General features: G+C 42.7%; 16 protein-coding genes and 3 pseudogenes. 11 read left to right on the top strand and 8 right to left on the bottom strand.

The features are described 5' to 3' along the window. Positions 1–307 (top strand): hypothetical protein (locus TT12_RS09375; RefSeq protein WP_045454223.1); only part of this gene is annotated, 307 nt, incomplete at its 5' end. A 256-nt stretch (positions 308–563) separates the two neighbouring features. Continuing rightward, positions 564–1,058, top strand: a complete 495-nt coding sequence (locus TT12_RS09370; RefSeq protein WP_045454220.1) for an REP-associated tyrosine transposase — start codon at positions 564–566, stop codon at positions 1,056–1,058. Positions 1,059–1,462: 404 nt separating this feature from the next. Here TT12_RS09370 and TT12_RS09365 read toward each other — a convergent pair whose 3' ends face one another. Beyond that, positions 1,463–2,317, bottom strand: coding sequence for a M48 family metallopeptidase (locus tag TT12_RS09365; RefSeq protein ID WP_045454217.1), 855 nt, complete (start codon positions 2,315–2,317; stop codon positions 1,463–1,465). Positions 2,318–2,845: 528 nt separating this feature from the next. Between TT12_RS09365 and TT12_RS09360 the strand changes: the two are divergent. The 3 genes and pseudogenes from TT12_RS09360 to gorA all read left to right on the top strand — a co-directional run bounded on the left by TT12_RS09360 (position 2,846) and on the right by gorA (position 5,673). Further along, positions 2,846–3,633 (top strand): annotated as a pseudogene (locus TT12_RS09360) (threonine/serine exporter family protein). 1 nt (position 3,634) lies between these two features. Next, positions 3,635–4,086, top strand: a pseudogene (locus tag TT12_RS09355) (threonine/serine exporter family protein). A 231-nt stretch (positions 4,087–4,317) separates the two neighbouring features. Beyond that, positions 4,318–5,673, top strand: coding sequence for a glutathione-disulfide reductase (gene gorA, locus TT12_RS09350; RefSeq protein WP_045454214.1), 1,356 nt, complete (start codon positions 4,318–4,320; stop codon positions 5,671–5,673). A gap of 79 nt (positions 5,674–5,752) precedes the next feature. On the opposite strand, the gene TT12_RS09345 is transcribed toward gorA, so the two are convergent. Further along, positions 5,753–6,202, bottom strand: coding sequence for a DUF2846 domain-containing protein (locus TT12_RS09345; RefSeq protein ID WP_045454210.1), 450 nt, complete (start codon positions 6,200–6,202; stop codon positions 5,753–5,755). A 95-nt stretch (positions 6,203–6,297) separates the two neighbouring features. Next, positions 6,298–6,666 carry a hypothetical protein gene (locus TT12_RS09340; RefSeq protein WP_045454206.1) on the bottom strand — a complete coding sequence of 123 codons (369 nt, stop codon included), beginning with the start codon at positions 6,664–6,666 and terminating at the stop codon, positions 6,298–6,300. Between the two features lie 211 nt (positions 6,667–6,877). On the opposite strand from TT12_RS09340, the gene TT12_RS09335 reads away from it, so the two are divergent. Beyond that, positions 6,878–7,075, top strand: coding sequence for a hypothetical protein (locus tag TT12_RS09335; RefSeq protein WP_227678900.1), 198 nt, complete (start codon positions 6,878–6,880; stop codon positions 7,073–7,075). Positions 7,076–7,105: 30 nt separating this feature from the next. On the opposite strand, the gene TT12_RS09330 is transcribed toward TT12_RS09335, so the two are convergent. Together TT12_RS09330 and TT12_RS09325 are read right to left on the bottom strand one after the other, a co-directional pair. Next, complete coding sequence (locus TT12_RS09330) at positions 7,106–7,729, bottom strand: GNAT family N-acetyltransferase (protein ID WP_045454199.1); 624 nt, start codon at positions 7,727–7,729, stop codon at positions 7,106–7,108. A 90-nt stretch (positions 7,730–7,819) separates the two neighbouring features. Next, the gene (locus TT12_RS09325) at positions 7,820–9,472 is read right to left on the bottom strand and encodes an FAD-dependent oxidoreductase (RefSeq protein WP_045454196.1); all 1,653 of its coding nucleotides are present in this window, start codon (positions 9,470–9,472) and stop codon (positions 7,820–7,822) included. 267 nt (positions 9,473–9,739) lie between these two features. Here TT12_RS09325 and truD (TT12_RS09320) point away from each other — a divergent pair, with 267 nt between their 5' ends. Continuing rightward, positions 9,740–10,672 (top strand): tRNA pseudouridine(13) synthase TruD, encoded by a 933-nt coding sequence (gene truD / locus TT12_RS09320; RefSeq protein WP_243443550.1) that lies wholly within the window; start codon positions 9,740–9,742, stop codon positions 10,670–10,672. 8 nt (positions 10,673–10,680) lie between these two features. Further along, a complete protein-coding gene (gene truD, locus TT12_RS17220; protein WP_243443549.1) occupies positions 10,681–11,001 on the top strand; it encodes a tRNA pseudouridine(13) synthase TruD in 321 nt (106 codons plus the stop codon). A gap of 32 nt (positions 11,002–11,033) precedes the next feature. Here the strand turns inward: truD (TT12_RS17220) and TT12_RS17215 are convergent, their stop codons facing one another. The 3 genes and pseudogenes from TT12_RS17215 to TT12_RS09310 all read right to left on the bottom strand — a co-directional run bounded on the left by TT12_RS17215 (position 11,034) and on the right by TT12_RS09310 (position 13,731). Next, the gene (locus tag TT12_RS17215; protein WP_243443548.1) at positions 11,034–11,654 is read right to left on the bottom strand and encodes a GGDEF domain-containing protein; all 621 of its coding nucleotides are present in this window, start codon (positions 11,652–11,654) and stop codon (positions 11,034–11,036) included. 5 nt (positions 11,655–11,659) lie between these two features. Then, a complete protein-coding gene (locus tag TT12_RS17210) occupies positions 11,660–12,490 on the bottom strand; it encodes a hypothetical protein (RefSeq protein ID WP_243443547.1) in 831 nt (276 codons plus the stop codon). Positions 12,491–12,850: 360 nt separating this feature from the next. Then, positions 12,851–13,731, bottom strand: a pseudogene (locus tag TT12_RS09310) (PHP domain-containing protein). Positions 13,732–13,953: 222 nt separating this feature from the next. Here TT12_RS09310 and ispZ point away from each other — a divergent pair. The 3 genes from ispZ (at position 13,954) to TT12_RS09295 (ending at position 15,402) form a co-directional block, all read left to right on the top strand. Then, positions 13,954–14,505, top strand: a complete 552-nt coding sequence (gene ispZ, locus TT12_RS09305; RefSeq protein WP_045454192.1) for a septation protein IspZ — start codon at positions 13,954–13,956, stop codon at positions 14,503–14,505. 130 nt (positions 14,506–14,635) lie between these two features. Further along, entirely contained in the window at positions 14,636–14,965 is a 330-nt protein-coding gene (locus TT12_RS09300; protein ID WP_045444270.1) for a YciI family protein, read from the top strand. A gap of 62 nt (positions 14,966–15,027) precedes the next feature. Further along, positions 15,028–15,402, top strand: coding sequence for an SH3 domain-containing protein (locus tag TT12_RS09295; RefSeq protein ID WP_227676030.1), 375 nt, complete (start codon positions 15,028–15,030; stop codon positions 15,400–15,402). The last annotated feature ends 55 nt before the right edge of the window (positions 15,403–15,457 follow it).

Here is a 15,457-nt window from a genome sequence, read left to right as displayed (position 1 = left end):
TTATCTAATTGAAGTAATCAATTTAGATTTTACTGTTAATGTGAACAACCTGAAATACTTGGTATCAACCATTGGTATTATTGGTATGTTCTATTTTTCAGGAGGAATTCTGGGGAAATTTTTAGAAAATTCGATTGATAGAATAGATGAATTAAGTTACATACATTTAAACAATGGTGATAAAAAAATTCTAGCTAAAGCTAAGTCTAAACTAAATTGGAACTACGCTAAATCTATAGCTTGGTTTGCAATACTTACTCTTCAAGCTATTTTCGCATCTACTATTGCGACTTGGATTTTATCTTAGAATCACTCTTAATAAGATTTTTTCCCAAATTCTTATACTACGATATTATTTTATAGGCTGGTTAGCTCGTAGGTTGGGTTGACGAAGGAAACCCAACTGTCTCATATTCGTCAAAACCAACTCGTTGGGTCTCATCCTTCGACACCAACCTACAATCTAAACGCGAAACCACCTACAATCCGTAGGTTGGCGTGGAGCTTGCGACACCCAACAAAATTAAGTAATATCAGCTATCGACTATCATTTGTAGAATAGCATGCAGTATCGAAGGCACTATCAAAGAGGAGCAACTTACTTTTTCACTATCAACCTAGCTGATAGGTCTAGCAATTTGTTAATTAAAGAAATTGAAACACTTCGACATGCTTTTCAAACGGTCAAACACAAACACCCCTTCTACATTGATGCCATTGTTATCTTGCCAGACCATTTGCATATGTTATGTACTATGCCAAATAATGATGCAGACTTCTCTAAACGAATAAAACTCATTAAATATTACTTTTCTTATAACATTGCCAAAACAGAATCTATTTCGAGTAGTAGACTTAAAAAAAGCGAGCGCGGTATTTGGCAACGTCGATTTTGGGAGCACTGTATTCGCGATGAAGCAGACTACCGAGCACATATTGACTATATTCATATGAACCCTATTAAGCATGAGTATGTTAAACAACTCAAAGACTGGCAATATTCCTCATTTCATCGATTTGTGAAGGATGGTTTGCTTCCTATTGATTGGGGCTGTTGAGAATGTCCTTTTCATATTTAGATGTTGGGTGTCGCAAACTCCACCCAACCTACCATTGAATTTATGAAGATTGTTTTGAGACGCGGTTTAGCCCCGATTGTAGCGGTTATCCTACTCAATTGAACGAGTTGCGAGGACTAGATTTTGGATTGGCTACGCGGAGCAAGAGACAGTACAAACCGTAGCCCTCGCCTCGTATCAGTGAGTAGATATGAGCGGAAAGCGGGATTGGCTCCAATACTTAGTTGTTAGATCTCGTACCTCGCCGCTAACCTACTTGACACCCAACACCAAGACGTAAGATGAAATTTAAACCAACCAATTTTCAACATTTATTCGCAAAAAAGGTAAGTCTTTTGACTTACCTTTTTTGATAACATTTACTTTTGAGAGTATCTACTGAGTTATTTACGTTTAATGGTTCTAGTAGTTACTCCAGTCGTTGCCCCACTAGTTGCGTTAGTAGGTGCTTTAGCCGCCGCTTGATAAACTGGCGTAACCTCAGGTAACAGTGCCTGAATTTTAGCGATACGCTGCCCAGAGTTTGGATGGGTAGACATTAAAGTAGCTATGGTGTTGCTACGACCATTGGCAGCCTCCATTTTTTGCCATACTGCAACGGCAGCTTCTGGATTGTAGCCTGCCTGCGCCATCAAGCGTAGACCACCCGCATCGGCTTGTGACTCCTGACTACGAGAAAATGGCTTATCAAGTCCGTAGTCACTAATCAAACCCAACGCATCATCACTTAACCCTGTTCTTGACTGTAGTTCGGCACCACCTAACTGCAGCGCTAAGCCTGTCAGAATTTTTTGCCCAGCATCTTTTTTACTGTGCTCAGATAGCGCATGGGTCATTTCGTGTCCCATGATTGCCGCGATCTCTGCATCTGTTAACTGTAGCTTTTCTACAATACCGGTATAAAAAGCCATCTTACCACCCGGCATTGCCCAAGCATTTAATTCAGGTGAACGTAGAACAGTGATCTGCCAATCAAAAGGGACGCCTGTTGTATTAGCGCGAACGGCGTAGGGCTTCATACGATTAAAGACGTTTTTCACTCGAATGGCGGTAGCAGAAGTATTATCTACCGCGCCTTGACTACTGGCTTTAGAGACCACTTGAGAGTAACTTTTAGCCGCATCAGTATTTAATGTAGCCGTATCGTACCCTGCCATATCGGCGACCGTAGTACACCCTGCTAAAGTAGTGATAGTAGTCAGCAATAGAGCATTTTTTATTTTATGAAAACTGGTCATTAGACGTCCTGATTGAGAGATGCAATTGAGTTAAATAACTGAGCTAAAGGCAATGAATTGATAGACTTAACATTCCACTATCGAAATTCATGTCTTGCAACACATTAATTGAGAGCGACATATAATTGATAACGTAACTAAAATTCAATCAATATGTAATTATCATGTAAGTAATGTGTCTAAATTATCGAGAAAGAGATTATCACTATAGAAAACAAAAGTCTATTAATTTTATAATCTATTATTTGTTTGATATCACAAGCCCCAGCCAACCTCCATTTAACGCCTATAACTTTATTCTTTTAATTAGAGTTATCGCTCAGAGAGCATCCTGCAATAGATCCCACCTACATGAACGCTCGTATCACATTGATCACTCGCGCATCTACCGTACGTTCTATTTTCTCTTTGCCAAAAAATTTTATGATTTATCGTAGCATCAAACATAATGTCCAATAATGTCTGCGCAGCAGCTCCCAGACCCTTTATAATAGCGTATCAATACCAACCAACCTGCGTATCTCACCCATGACCTCTATCAGCTACGTAAAGCAGCAGCGCATTACTAGACTATGCGTGCGCTGCGGCTTACTCCTTATGCAGTATGGCGCTGAGTCTGCGTGGTGGTGGACTTGTCTAAACGCTTGGGGCTTGCTTTGGGGATGAACAGCGTCGAATGTTCGCTGAACTTTAACGCCATCACCCTGACGACTATCTGTGACGAGCGCTGTATCACCACCACCAGAGACACGATCAATCAAAGCATCAATGTCAATTTATTGGTACAAATTCAGCAAATTATCAATAAAACCGAAGCCACCGTAGACAGTACCGATTTGATTGACCGTACGACCCTTGCCTTTGATGAGTTAGATAAGACCGTATACCAAACGTGGCTGGTGGGCATATTTGTTGGCGCATCTTGTGCGGCGTTTGCTTATCTAAACGGTGGCAGTTGGTCGATTACCGCCGTGACATTTATTGCGGGTATGGTAGCGATGTTCACCCGTATTTATCTGTCCAAACACCACTTTAATCCTTTTATCACCGTCATTGTGACCGCTTTTATTGCTTCTTTAATTGGAGCGACGACCTACTATTTTGATATTGGTAATAATGCCGATATTGCGGTTGCCTCTAGCGTCTTGCTACTGGTGCCCAGCTTTCCTTTGATCAATTCTTTCTCAGATATCTTAAAAGGCTATGTCAATATTGGCGTTGGGCGTGCGGTATTTACCTATATGCTCACCCTATCCGCGTGCGTTGGTATCGTGATGGCGCTGGTTTTACTACGCATACAGCATTGGGGGTTTTGAGATGTGGTTCATTGAAACTGTGGTGCTTTCATGTATTATTACCCTTGGTTGGACGCTCATGTTCAGCGTACCCAAACGCTATATTTTGCCTTGTTTGCTGATGACTGCTTTTGGCTTCGGGTTAAAGACTGCTCTCGTTTATCAGCATGTGCATCTCGTGGTTGCCAGCTTTTTTGGGGCGATGCTTGCCAGCTTTTTGGGTGTCTACTTTTCTAAAAAGTATACCCTACCGCCCAAAGCACTTATCTCGCCTAGTGTCATTTGTATGATGCCTGGTATCGCCGCTTATAAGGCGATGGTTAGTATGGTACAGATTGGTTATTTTGGCTTTTCAGAGAGTTATTTAGCCAAATGATGGTGTACTTGTTCGAAGCTTTATTTGTCACCTCAGGATTGGTGCTTGGCTTATCTATTCCGGGACTGTTATTTTATAGACGACGTGCCATTGTTTAAGTAAGTTTAGATGAGTCCAGTTGGGTTTAGATAGGATGATTAGATGTCAGGCTATTTTTGCCTAAATGCTTTTATATTCTGATGCTAGCTGGCATATCCTTATAAGCAAAACCTTGTAAGATTAATAATGATACCCATCACAATAGAGTTCAAAACAACAGAATTAAAAAATAATAGACGGCAAAATTGCACCAATACGCATCAATACTTCCTGAATAAAGAGACTTAACCATGACAAAACATTATGACTATATCGCCATTGGCGGCGGTAGCGGTGGCATTGCTTCCATCAACCGTGCGGCGAGCTATGGCAAAAAATGCGCCATTATCGAAGCCAACCAACTGGGCGGTACTTGTGTGAACTTGGGATGCGTTCCCAAAAAGGTAATGTGGTATGGCGCGCAAATTGCCGAGGCGATTCATAAATATGGGCCAGACTATGGCTTTGATGTGGATGTTAAAGGTTTTGACTTTCAAAAACTGGTGCAGAGCCGTCAACAATATATCGAAAACATTCATCGCTCTTATGACAATAACTTAGCCAAAAATGGCGTAGAAGTGATCAAAGGCTTTGCCAAATTTGTCGATACCAATACTGTAGAAGTGAATGGCGAACTGATTACCGCTGACCATATTTTAATTGCCACCGGCGGTCACCCGATTCAGCCAGATATCAAAGGCGCAGAATACGGTATCGATTCTGACGGCTTTTTTGCATTGAATCATTTGCCAAAACGCGTGGCGATTGTGGGAGCAGGATATATCGCTGTTGAAATCGCAGGCGTGTTGAACAGTTTGGGCGCTGAGGTGCATTTATACGTACGCCAGCACTCGCCGCTGCGCTCATTTGACCACAGTGTAGTAGAGGCGTTGCTCATAGAGATGGAGCAAGACGGTATTCAGTTACATACCAATACCACGCTCAAGGAAGTCAATAAAAACGAAGATGGCAGCCTGACTTTGTATACCGAAAATGGCAGCCTAGACACGACAGATTGCTTGATTTGGGCGATTGGTCGTGCGCCATCGACAGACAATATCAACCTGCAAGTGACGGGTGTGGAAACGAACGAAATTGGCAAAATCAAAGTCGATAAGTTCCAGAACACCAATGTTAAAAACATCTATGCGGTCGGCGATATTATCGAAAACAGTGTGGATTTAACACCCGTGGCGATTGCAGCAGGTCGCCGCTTATCCGAGCGCTTGTTTAACAACAAGCCTAATGAGCATTTGGACTATACGTTGATACCGACGGTTATCTTTACCCATCCTGCTATTGGTACAATTGGTTTGTCTGAAATCGACGCGGTTGAACGCTATGGCAAAGATAATATCAAATGCTATAACTCAACATTTACCTCGATGTATAGCGCGGTGACCCAGCATCGTCAGAAATGTATGATGAAACTGGTGTGCTTGGGCGATGAGGAAAAGGTCATTGGTCTACACGGTCTTGGCTTTGGTGTCGATGAGATGATTCAGGGCTTTGCCGTCGCCATCAAAATGGGCGCGACTAAAGCGGACTTTGACAATACAGTTGCCATTCATCCAACTGGCTCAGAAGAATTTGTGACAATGCGCTAGTTTGATAGAAAGACTGGGCTAAGTTAGTAGAAAGGCTACCCTTAATGAGGTAGCCTTTCTTTATAGATAATGACTTGCACTACTTGCTACAAGTCCCTTTTATGCCGAGTTTGAGGTCAGCGATTGCTTCCCTGCCTTCACTTTCAGGTACCAGTTTAACACCCGCACCACCAACAATTAAACCTGGCTTAATATATTGTTTTACAAAGTAGTTATTACCCGCTGTAGTATCAATCATTAAATCATTAGGAGAAAATTCAGATTCGGTAGAAACTTTGTGCGGCATATTGCCTAGTACTTCATGATAGAAAAAAGTGCCTCGTGCAGTTTCACCAATACATTCATCATCTACCCATACATCTTTCTTTAGAGCCCCACCCACCACACTATTGCTACGATAAATATATAGACCAGCATTGTTGGCACTAGGTGCTTTCACTTGCTTGAGTACGCTAGATGCTTCGATATTTTCAGTGGGTACAGAAGCACAACCGGCAAATAGTATTGATGTAATCGTTAGAAAAGCGATTTTTTTAGCATTTTATCTCTCTAAGAATAAAATAAATATAACTTGAAATTTCTGATGATTTTATTATGAGTAACTTTAAAAAACATAGCTCTGCTTTAATTGCCTAATACCCATTCATCGTTCACTTGATAAACCTTGAAATTGGTCTTGTTAGTGCGGCTCTCCCCCGCGATTGTCTGAGTGATATCAGCGGTACACATATAAGTATTGTCGCCCTCAACAGTATCACAGTTGATATTCTCGACGCGTTCAAGCTTTGGCATCATACCCTCCATCATGCCGCTCATCGCCTTTGCCATCTCATCATTGCCTGCGTTCGCCATCGCATCGTCCATCATACTATTGGCTTGCTCGTATTGTGCCTCGATTAACGCTTCAACCGTGCTTTCAGAAGGTGCATTAGAGCATGCGACAAATAGCGGTGTTAGTAATGCTATGACTGCCAATTTTTTCAGATTAGTCATCTCAATCTCAATGTATCTATAATGTTACTTCACTATACAGAATTACTTCTAAATACCCAACTTAATTTTAGAACACAAGGTTAGATTTATGATGAATAGCTTTAATAATTTAATGAGATGAAAGAATTAACGTGCGGTGCATACTGACAGTACATTCACGATACTGCTATGATGTGGTATTCAAAACCGTTGCGAGATAACTGTGTGGCAGGTGTACTTTTTTATATTACCGATTGGTCTGGGAATCATGACCTTGGCAGCAAGTTTGTTGTTTTTATTTGCTTATCTGATGTCTGATGACAATGCCACGCGCTTGCCCGCTTTTAACTGGTTCAAGCGCTTAATTATCGTGGCATTTATCCTGCTAAGTATTGGGCTATTTATGACCTTTGGTCATTTTTGGGGTTGATAAAATCAGCCTTTAAACATTCAATATTCTTTAATGAACCATTTTTTCTAACTCCAATAATTCTAAATCTTCACGCTTTGGCTCACCATTATTGCCGTCATTTGGAAATGGCATTTTATTACCATTTAGCTCATAACCTCGGCGCTGATAGTAAGCCAACAGCTCAGGACGATGACTCAAAATAGACATGGTCAAACGTGCAGTTTTTTTAGCTGCTGCTTGCCCATCTGACTGTAGATGACGAGTAGCAAAGGTTTCTGCCGCTTGCAAAATAATATTACCAACGCCCTGCCCCTGCAGCTCTGGATCTACTGCAAACATGCCGATATAGGCTTTGTTATTTGAGTCAGCATCGGTTTTGATATCGACAGCGATACAACCAAGTATCTCACCCGTTTCCTCTCCATCACGGTCGCCCGTTGTCGTTTTTGGATAGACAAAGTAATAGTGATTAGGGTCATTAATCACGGCAGCGAGCTCGGCTGACGTGGTTCGAATACCGCCAATTAAATCCGCCTCATTGGTCCAACCTGCGGTCTCGCGATAGCAGCAGTTCAATAACTGCTCCAGTGCATTAATATCATCGGCTTGCGCTTGTCGTAAAAACACGGACTCTCTATCCAAGTAATTTTTATCTATAGTGTTTTTATTCATATTATAATTTTTCCTTTCCTTGTTTGTATTAAAAAAACTGACCCAAATCGATAGGTCAGCCTTAATAGTAATATGTATCCATCTTGAGTACTAGGGCGATAATACCTGTGCTTGGTCGATAATATTAAATCCTGCCTTAAGCTGTGCACGCGTTGGCGCATGACCACGGCGGAGTAGTTCAGAAAAGGCAACCAATTCTTTATCATGCCCTAAAGTGCTAGCCGCACTAGCACGTGTGTCTTCCCCGTCATCATCAAAATAATATTCGATATAATCTAGCGTGTCTGGTGAACCAAACAAAATATTGTTATCGGGTGTCGTGGCATGACCACTATAGCGCAAGCTCTTGCCATATTGCATCGTCCAAAAGAACGGGATACGCGCGGCGAGCGAGCTGACACTTTCATCATTTAATATCGCAGCCGCAGTCACTAAGCCATGTTGCAAGGCCACGCGCCAATGTTCGATGCGCATGCGCCCCATTTGCCCAGAAGCTTTCGCAATATCACCCAATGCATAGACCCCATCACGCAGCTGTAAATACTCGTCCACTTGAACACCATCTGGCGCGTTTACTTCTTCGAACAGTTCTATACGTGGTGCTACGCCAGTCCCTAAAATCACAATATCAGCATCAACTTGCTCACCGTTCGCCAGCGTGACACCGCCCACTTGTGAAAAGGTTTGATTTTCTTCTTCATTCTCAGACCGATTAACAACCCTTTTAACCTCAGTGATTTCATTGACCGTGGCATCAAAAACAAACTGAATGCCTTTTTCTTCATGCAGCTTGATCAGCGCATTACTGACGGTTTCGGAGACAATATTTCCCATGACGCGATGGTCTTTTCCGATGACGGTAATAGAAGCCGTCGTGCCTGCCTGCGCCAATGCGGAAGCGACCTCCATACCGATAAAGCCAGTACCGATAATCACCACACGCTGATCGTGACTGGCCGCTTTTATCAATTTGGCATCATCCATACTACGCAGCGTATAAACGCCATCAAGCTCAGCCCCTTTAAAGGGCGGTATCTTTGGCTCAGCGCCTGTTGCAACCACTAAAAAATCAGCAGTTTGTCTGTCGCTATGACCATTTTTATCTTTAATGATAATGGTACGTTCATTGGGCAATACTTCGCTGACAGTTTGATTCAAGCGTAAATTAATATCGTGTTTGCTCGCCCAATCTGCACCGCCTAGTAGAAGCTTCTCTTCAGGCATATTGCCCGCTAAAAATGCTTTGGACAATAATGGACGATTATAAGGGGCTTTATCATCAGCACTAATCAAGGTGATTTTGCCGCCATAGCCAGTGTTACGCAGCTGATGCGCTGTCATAAAACCAGCCGCGCCACCGCCCACGATGAGAGTATGCGTCTCGATAAGCTTATCATTTGTAATCTGTTTATCTATCTTCGCTGAGATATTCACCGTCAAGCTGTCGCCGTTATCGGTCACTTCATATTGAGTCAAGCCTGCTGTCGCTACTGGCTCTAACAGATTGCCATCACGGCTATCAAAAGTCGCATGATGCCAAGGACAGACCACGCGATTGCCACAACGTAATCCTGTGCCTAAATCTGCGCCTGCGTGCGGGCATTTACCATCGAACGCCTGAAACTCATCGTCGTCACGGGTAATTAAAATGATACTATCATCATCTTGCTTGTACGATTTCATACCGCCATTGGCAATATCAGCCTTATTAATAGTCACTGTGTCAATCGTTGCATTGGTCATAAGTCTTCCTTAACAGTTATAATGGTTCCCTGAATCAAACGTGTTGAAAATAACCCTATCGCATCAGCCAATTTCAACGAAAAATACCATTCTCGATACGTTTATTTAAATGCTTTTTTAAAACGCTATCCATTGATAGTAGCAAGACACTTTCGCACACGCTGTTTTTTTTGTATGTTTCCTGCGTTGCAAAACGTAATCGTTAACTGTTAATCCCTATGCTTACCTATTTTTTTAAATCTTATCCTCAAAATAAAAGACGACTTTATGACTTCTCGTGATGACATGACCGATATTAATGCTAGCCCTCAATCCGCTCTTGAAAACAATCAATTTGATAATGAGCAGTTTGATATGGCAAGTATCGATATTACCACCGCGACGGATACTGCGCAGTTACCGCAGCCTCTTCAACCACCTGTACAGCAAGCGACCTATAAAGCCCACGCAACAGACTTTATCGTTAATGAGCTATTGCCGCTCGAATTCACCGGTGAAGGTGAGCATTTATGGCTGCATATCCAAAAACTAGGGATGAATACCGCTTATCTTGCAAAGCTGCTGTCAGAGTGGGCAGAGATTCCTCTGCGTGATGTTGGTTATTCAGGTCTTAAGGATCGCCATGCATTGACAACTCAGTGGTTTAGCTTGCGAATCCCAAAAAAACAGCTGCCAGCGGCTGAGTTTGCACCAGTCGATATCGGAGCCGATGAATCGGTCACGATCATCGACCAGAAATGGCACAACAAAAAGCTCAATCGCGGCACGCATCGCGCCAATCAATTTATCATCACCTTGCGTGATATCCAATTTGCTGATTTTGATACAGCATTGCCAGCACCTGAGCAATTATTGTCGGCGAAGCAAGATGTCGAGCAGCATTTAGCAAGCATCGCTATAAATGGCGTGCCCAATTATTTCGGCCCTCAGCGTTTTGGACGAAATGGCAATAATATTAGAGAAGCATTATCGCTGTTTGCCCGCCCACGCCCACCGCAACAAAGTCGACCACAACCCAAAAAGAGCAAACGCAAGCACGCGCCACGTAAGCAGAATACAATGGAGCTGTCTGCCGCACGTAGCTTAATTTTCAATGAGATATTGGCGTTACGTGTACGTGATGGCAGCTGGAATACTGGGCTGGCAGGCGAAGTGTTTAACTTAGAGGTTCAGGGTCAATATTTACTAGCGAAGCCATAGACGACACGTTGCGTGAACGCCTTGAGACGGGTGATATCCATCCCACTGCTGCATTATGGGGCAAGGATAATGATAAAGTCAGCGGCATGGCGGCAAGTACTGAGAAAAATGTGATTCAGCAAAATCCGCTACTGGCTCGCTTAGCCAATGGCTTAGAGCAGCGCGATGTAAAAGCACAGCGACGCGCGCTGCGCCTACCTATTGAAGCGCTGTATTGGGAATGGCAGGATAAAGATAATGAACAGACATTGGTGCTGAGCTTTACGTTAACGACAGGTAGCTTTGCCACCAGTGTCTTGGCAAGCTTAGTAAAACAATTAATATACTAAAACGTAGTTGACCCTTCGACTATGGCAGCTAGTCATGTGCCATAGAGTGCCTCAATATTATTATTTTTTGCTGCCAACATCTCGTTGGCACTCACCACTTGATCACGGCCACGGCCTTTGGCTTCATACAAAGCCTTATCTGCCATACAAATTAGGCGCTGGCAAATATCGTGAGGTAGCTGCACTGCGGGAATTTTACGATTCACGCGTTTGCTACTATACGAGGGGATTCTCTGCGGTTTAGCAAGCGACTGCGAGGCATCCTTTTTATTCAGAGTTTCGCAGGCTTGTTTTATACAATTACGCTCACCATGGGTCAGTGTATATAGCCCCAAGCTAGCAGTCACACTAAAGGTTGTATCGTCATCGAGAATGATGACGTGTTTGGCGATAACACGCCGTAATTGTTCAGCAATTATCATAGCTGTGTCGTGCTTCGTATCTGGCAATACAATCAAAAACTCCTCACCGCCATAGCGACTCACGATTGTTTCATCAGTTAAAGACTGCAAGAGCGTCTGCGCGACCTCCACCAATACTCGATCCCCGATCTCATGACCGTAACTGTCATTGACCTCTTTAAACCAATCCAAATCCAATAAAATAACGCTGATATCTTGATGGTCTTCTACTGACTTCAGCACCTGCTTCATTTGCATCATCCGTAACGGCGACTTTTGAGTTGAGTTAGCTCATCTTGATTGGCATGCTGCAAAATTTCCTTTTTACTATCATCTAATATTAGTAACAAAGTACGAAACATATAGATAATAAAAATAGCTTTTGGTAGCGCCATATAAATATGTGTAGAACGCCAAAAAAAAGCGGAAGATCGGCGCAATTGATCAACACTGTCCCAATTTAGCGTGCCATTTTGAAAAATAGAGGCAGAGATGGCGTTTTCGATTGTCGTAATTTCACTATAATTGATATAACTATAATAGGTATCAAGAGGAATGACCGTGAGCGTCATTTGACGCAGATTGGGTAAAGTAACGCCAAGATAAGGAATAAATGTGACTGCTAGAATGACGGCTGCGTGCCCTAAAAATGCTCTCCATACGTAGCGCCGACGTATAAGCATCATCCCCAATATCGCACCGCCGACTAAAGAGACGCCCGCGACCAAGCTACTATGTCCTAAAACTAAAATAACCATTGCAATATAGGTACTATAGACCGTAATTAGTATGCCTTGCCACTTATACAAATTGCTATTGGCTTTTTTGACAGGTGAAAAACGACTGGTCATCCATAATAAAAACAAAGCTACCAGTGTCACGCCGAACCATAGTGGATACAGCAGGGCTATATCGACATAGGTGTCATAAATATCGCGGCGCCACCAAACAAATAAGCACCATAGCCAGTGTAAAGATACCTCCATCACCATAAATAAAGCCAGTAATGACGTTTTATCAGCAGCTTGCCACTCAAAAATTGCTTGAGATAGCTTGGTGTAGCCTAGATGAGATATCGATACAGCCATAGTAGGGCTACCGCAAATATTGAAAGTAATTAAGTCGACATTAAAACCATTAAATAAAAATCAAAAGCCTGAATCAACAATAATAAATGGTATGACTTTTTACCTTATACCATTCCCAAAAACTTAAGTAGATAAGAATGCGAGTGTCGATACTACATTTTGTAAACTAAATGGGAGTTAACCCCGAAAATTTCATTTTTAAAAAAACCCCACTCATCTAGTGTGGCAATTTCTGTCGCAGTTATCAATCTATTTACTGCCTTCATGCGTCAATATATGACGCATGTTTTTTGGATAACCTGTCAATTGATGTTTGAGCTTAGTCAACATTCAAAACTGTACTCAGCAATGAATTTTCGTTTAAGAAAACATTGCAAAAGACTGCCAAACTCCCTGCTGATCAGGTTCATTGTCGGTACATCACCCAAACGACGCCACGGCATATTGCTACCATGAAAGTCACTGCCGATCGAGGCGACAAGATTGTGGGCAGCGATACTGCGATCGACCATTCTGCGAGTACTAACCGGTTCGCTATTCGACGGCAGCTCACAAGCATCGCCACCAAGACCAGCAAACTCTTCAATCAGTTTACGAACTCGTGTCGCTGAAAGCTGATAGCGCGTGGGATGCGCCAACACCGCCTTGCCACCACAAGCATGGATCAGCTCAATGCCGTCAGCCATACTCAGTGCATCAATCGCCACATAAGCAGGTTTATTATCTGCCAAATACTTATCAAAGGCTTTTTGTACTGTCTTGACTTCACCGCGCTCAAACAATACTTGACCAATATGCGCGCGCCCGACCGCTTGTGGGTTGCCGCCAGCTTTATCAAGTACGGCTTGCCACAGCGCATCATAGTTAATATCTAATAGCACACTGAGCTTTTCAGTGATTCGTTGACCACGCGTGGCACGGCTATCCTGTAATTGCTGCAGCGTTGCATGCATTTTTTCGCGATCGGTAAAATCTAACCCCAGCACATGGATGATTTTATTGGTTGATTTATTTTTGCCATAACCACCAATAAGTGTATGCTCACAGCTTATCTCGACCCCATTAATCAGCTGCATATCGCAGGCAATGGCAGCCGCACGCGCCTCATCAATTCCTGCCAGCGTATCGTGATCGGTCAATGCCAATACATTGACGCCGGCCGCATGGGCGCGCTGCACCACTTCCGTTGGTGCATAAGTACCATCAGAGCAAGTGCTGTGACAATGTAAATCGAATTTCATAAGAGAAGCCTTAGCATTAAAAATTAAAAGTGTAGAAAATAAAAAAAATGAGCACATTGCAATAAGCCGTTATATTTGGCAGTTGTCATGATTATGAGTCATAATCATCAGATATTGCTACGCAGGCCTGTGATATAGCATGATTATCGTGTTGATTGCTTTTTTTTGGCGCAGTAGACGTGTAAACTACCCCATACGTTTTTGTCGGACATCCCCTTTGCTATGAAAGCTTTATTAGACTTTATTCCCTTAATTGCCTTTTTTATTGCTGCTCGCTACAGTGGTATCCTAGCGGGGGCAGGTGCGTTGCTTATCGCCACCATCGTCGTTTATGCCATTCATTTTATTCGCCAAAAAGGCACTTTTGATAAACAGCAATGGGTTGTCTTACTATTAACCATTTTGTTTTGTGGTGGTACTTTATTATTGCGTGATGATATCTATCTGCGTTGGAAGTCACCTATTATCAACGGTATCTTTGCACTAACACTTTTAGTCAGTGCTGCGATTAATAAGCCACTGATGCAACTGGCGATGAAAGATGTTTTTTTGCTGACGATGAGTGGTTGGAAAAAACTCACTCTCGCTTGGGCACTGTTTTTTGCCTTTATGGGCATACTGCATTATATCACAGCGTTTACGATGTCAGATGAGGCATGGATTAACTTTAAAACTTATGGCTGGATTCCGATTATGTTGGTATTCGTCATCGCCCAGTTTGCCGTATTAAAAAAGCACCTCAACCCTGCGCTCGCCGATAAAACCGTCAAATAATACTCATTTTATAATAGAGCCAATGCTATCTCTAAATGCCAATAGCGACAATCATTAATCGCAATTAGCTCGGGCGCATTAAGCAAAACACTTTAAATTAATCATAATTTTTATTAATCGAGGAAGTCTCATGTCCTTATTTGCCATTATTGGTCATGACGTGGCCAATAGCAGCGCACAACGTCAGATTACCCGCGCTGAACATGTCGAACGCTTGCAAGCTTTAGATCATGACAATCGACTGATTATCGCTGGTCCAACACCCATCGAGCATGGCAAAGGCGAGATGTCAGGCAGCTTAATTATTGCTGACTTTGACTCTGCAGAAGCAGCGCAAGCATGGGCAAACGATGAGCCTTACTTACGTGATGGCGTGTACAGTCACGTAGATATCAAACCCTTTATTCATACATTGCCAAAAGCGGATGACAGCGCATCAGTTAAAGTAGCAAAATCGTGATTCAGTGCCTATCTTTGTTAAAAAGTCGCTCTTATCAGCGTAGCATTGTTAGTATGATTTTTATGGCTACTGTTTCAGCACAGGCTGCGCCGACGGTGACAGCTATCGATGTGGCTGATCCAACACTCACGACACCCGTGCCAGCTCAACCAATATCGACCGCTCAACCAACGAAAAACTCAGTGATGAATATCAGCGATACATTGGCGGCGCAATTACAACCATCTGATAAGGCGTTATCCGATGCCAATCAGCAGCTATTAAGCCGTAATGCACAGTTGCAGCGCGAGTTGAATGACTTGCAAACTCAAGTAAATGTTTTGGTCTACGAGAGCAAAGGTCAGCTTTTTTTATACGGTGCATTTACTGTGTTAATTAGCTTACTGGTCGGTATTTTTATTTCTTGGTTGGTGTTTGTCCGCCGTGAACGCTGGTAACTAGTACCACGCGCTTTTTATTGATTTATCTTATGTGACTGTCTATGTCTAAATC

The sequence above is a fragment of the Psychrobacter sp. JCM 18903 genome (genome assembly GCF_000586475.1).
Classification (GTDB): domain Bacteria; phylum Pseudomonadota; class Gammaproteobacteria; order Pseudomonadales; family Moraxellaceae; genus Psychrobacter.
The sequence above is the reverse complement of the archived record's forward strand: the minus strand, read 5'-3'. Positions and strand labels throughout refer to the sequence as shown.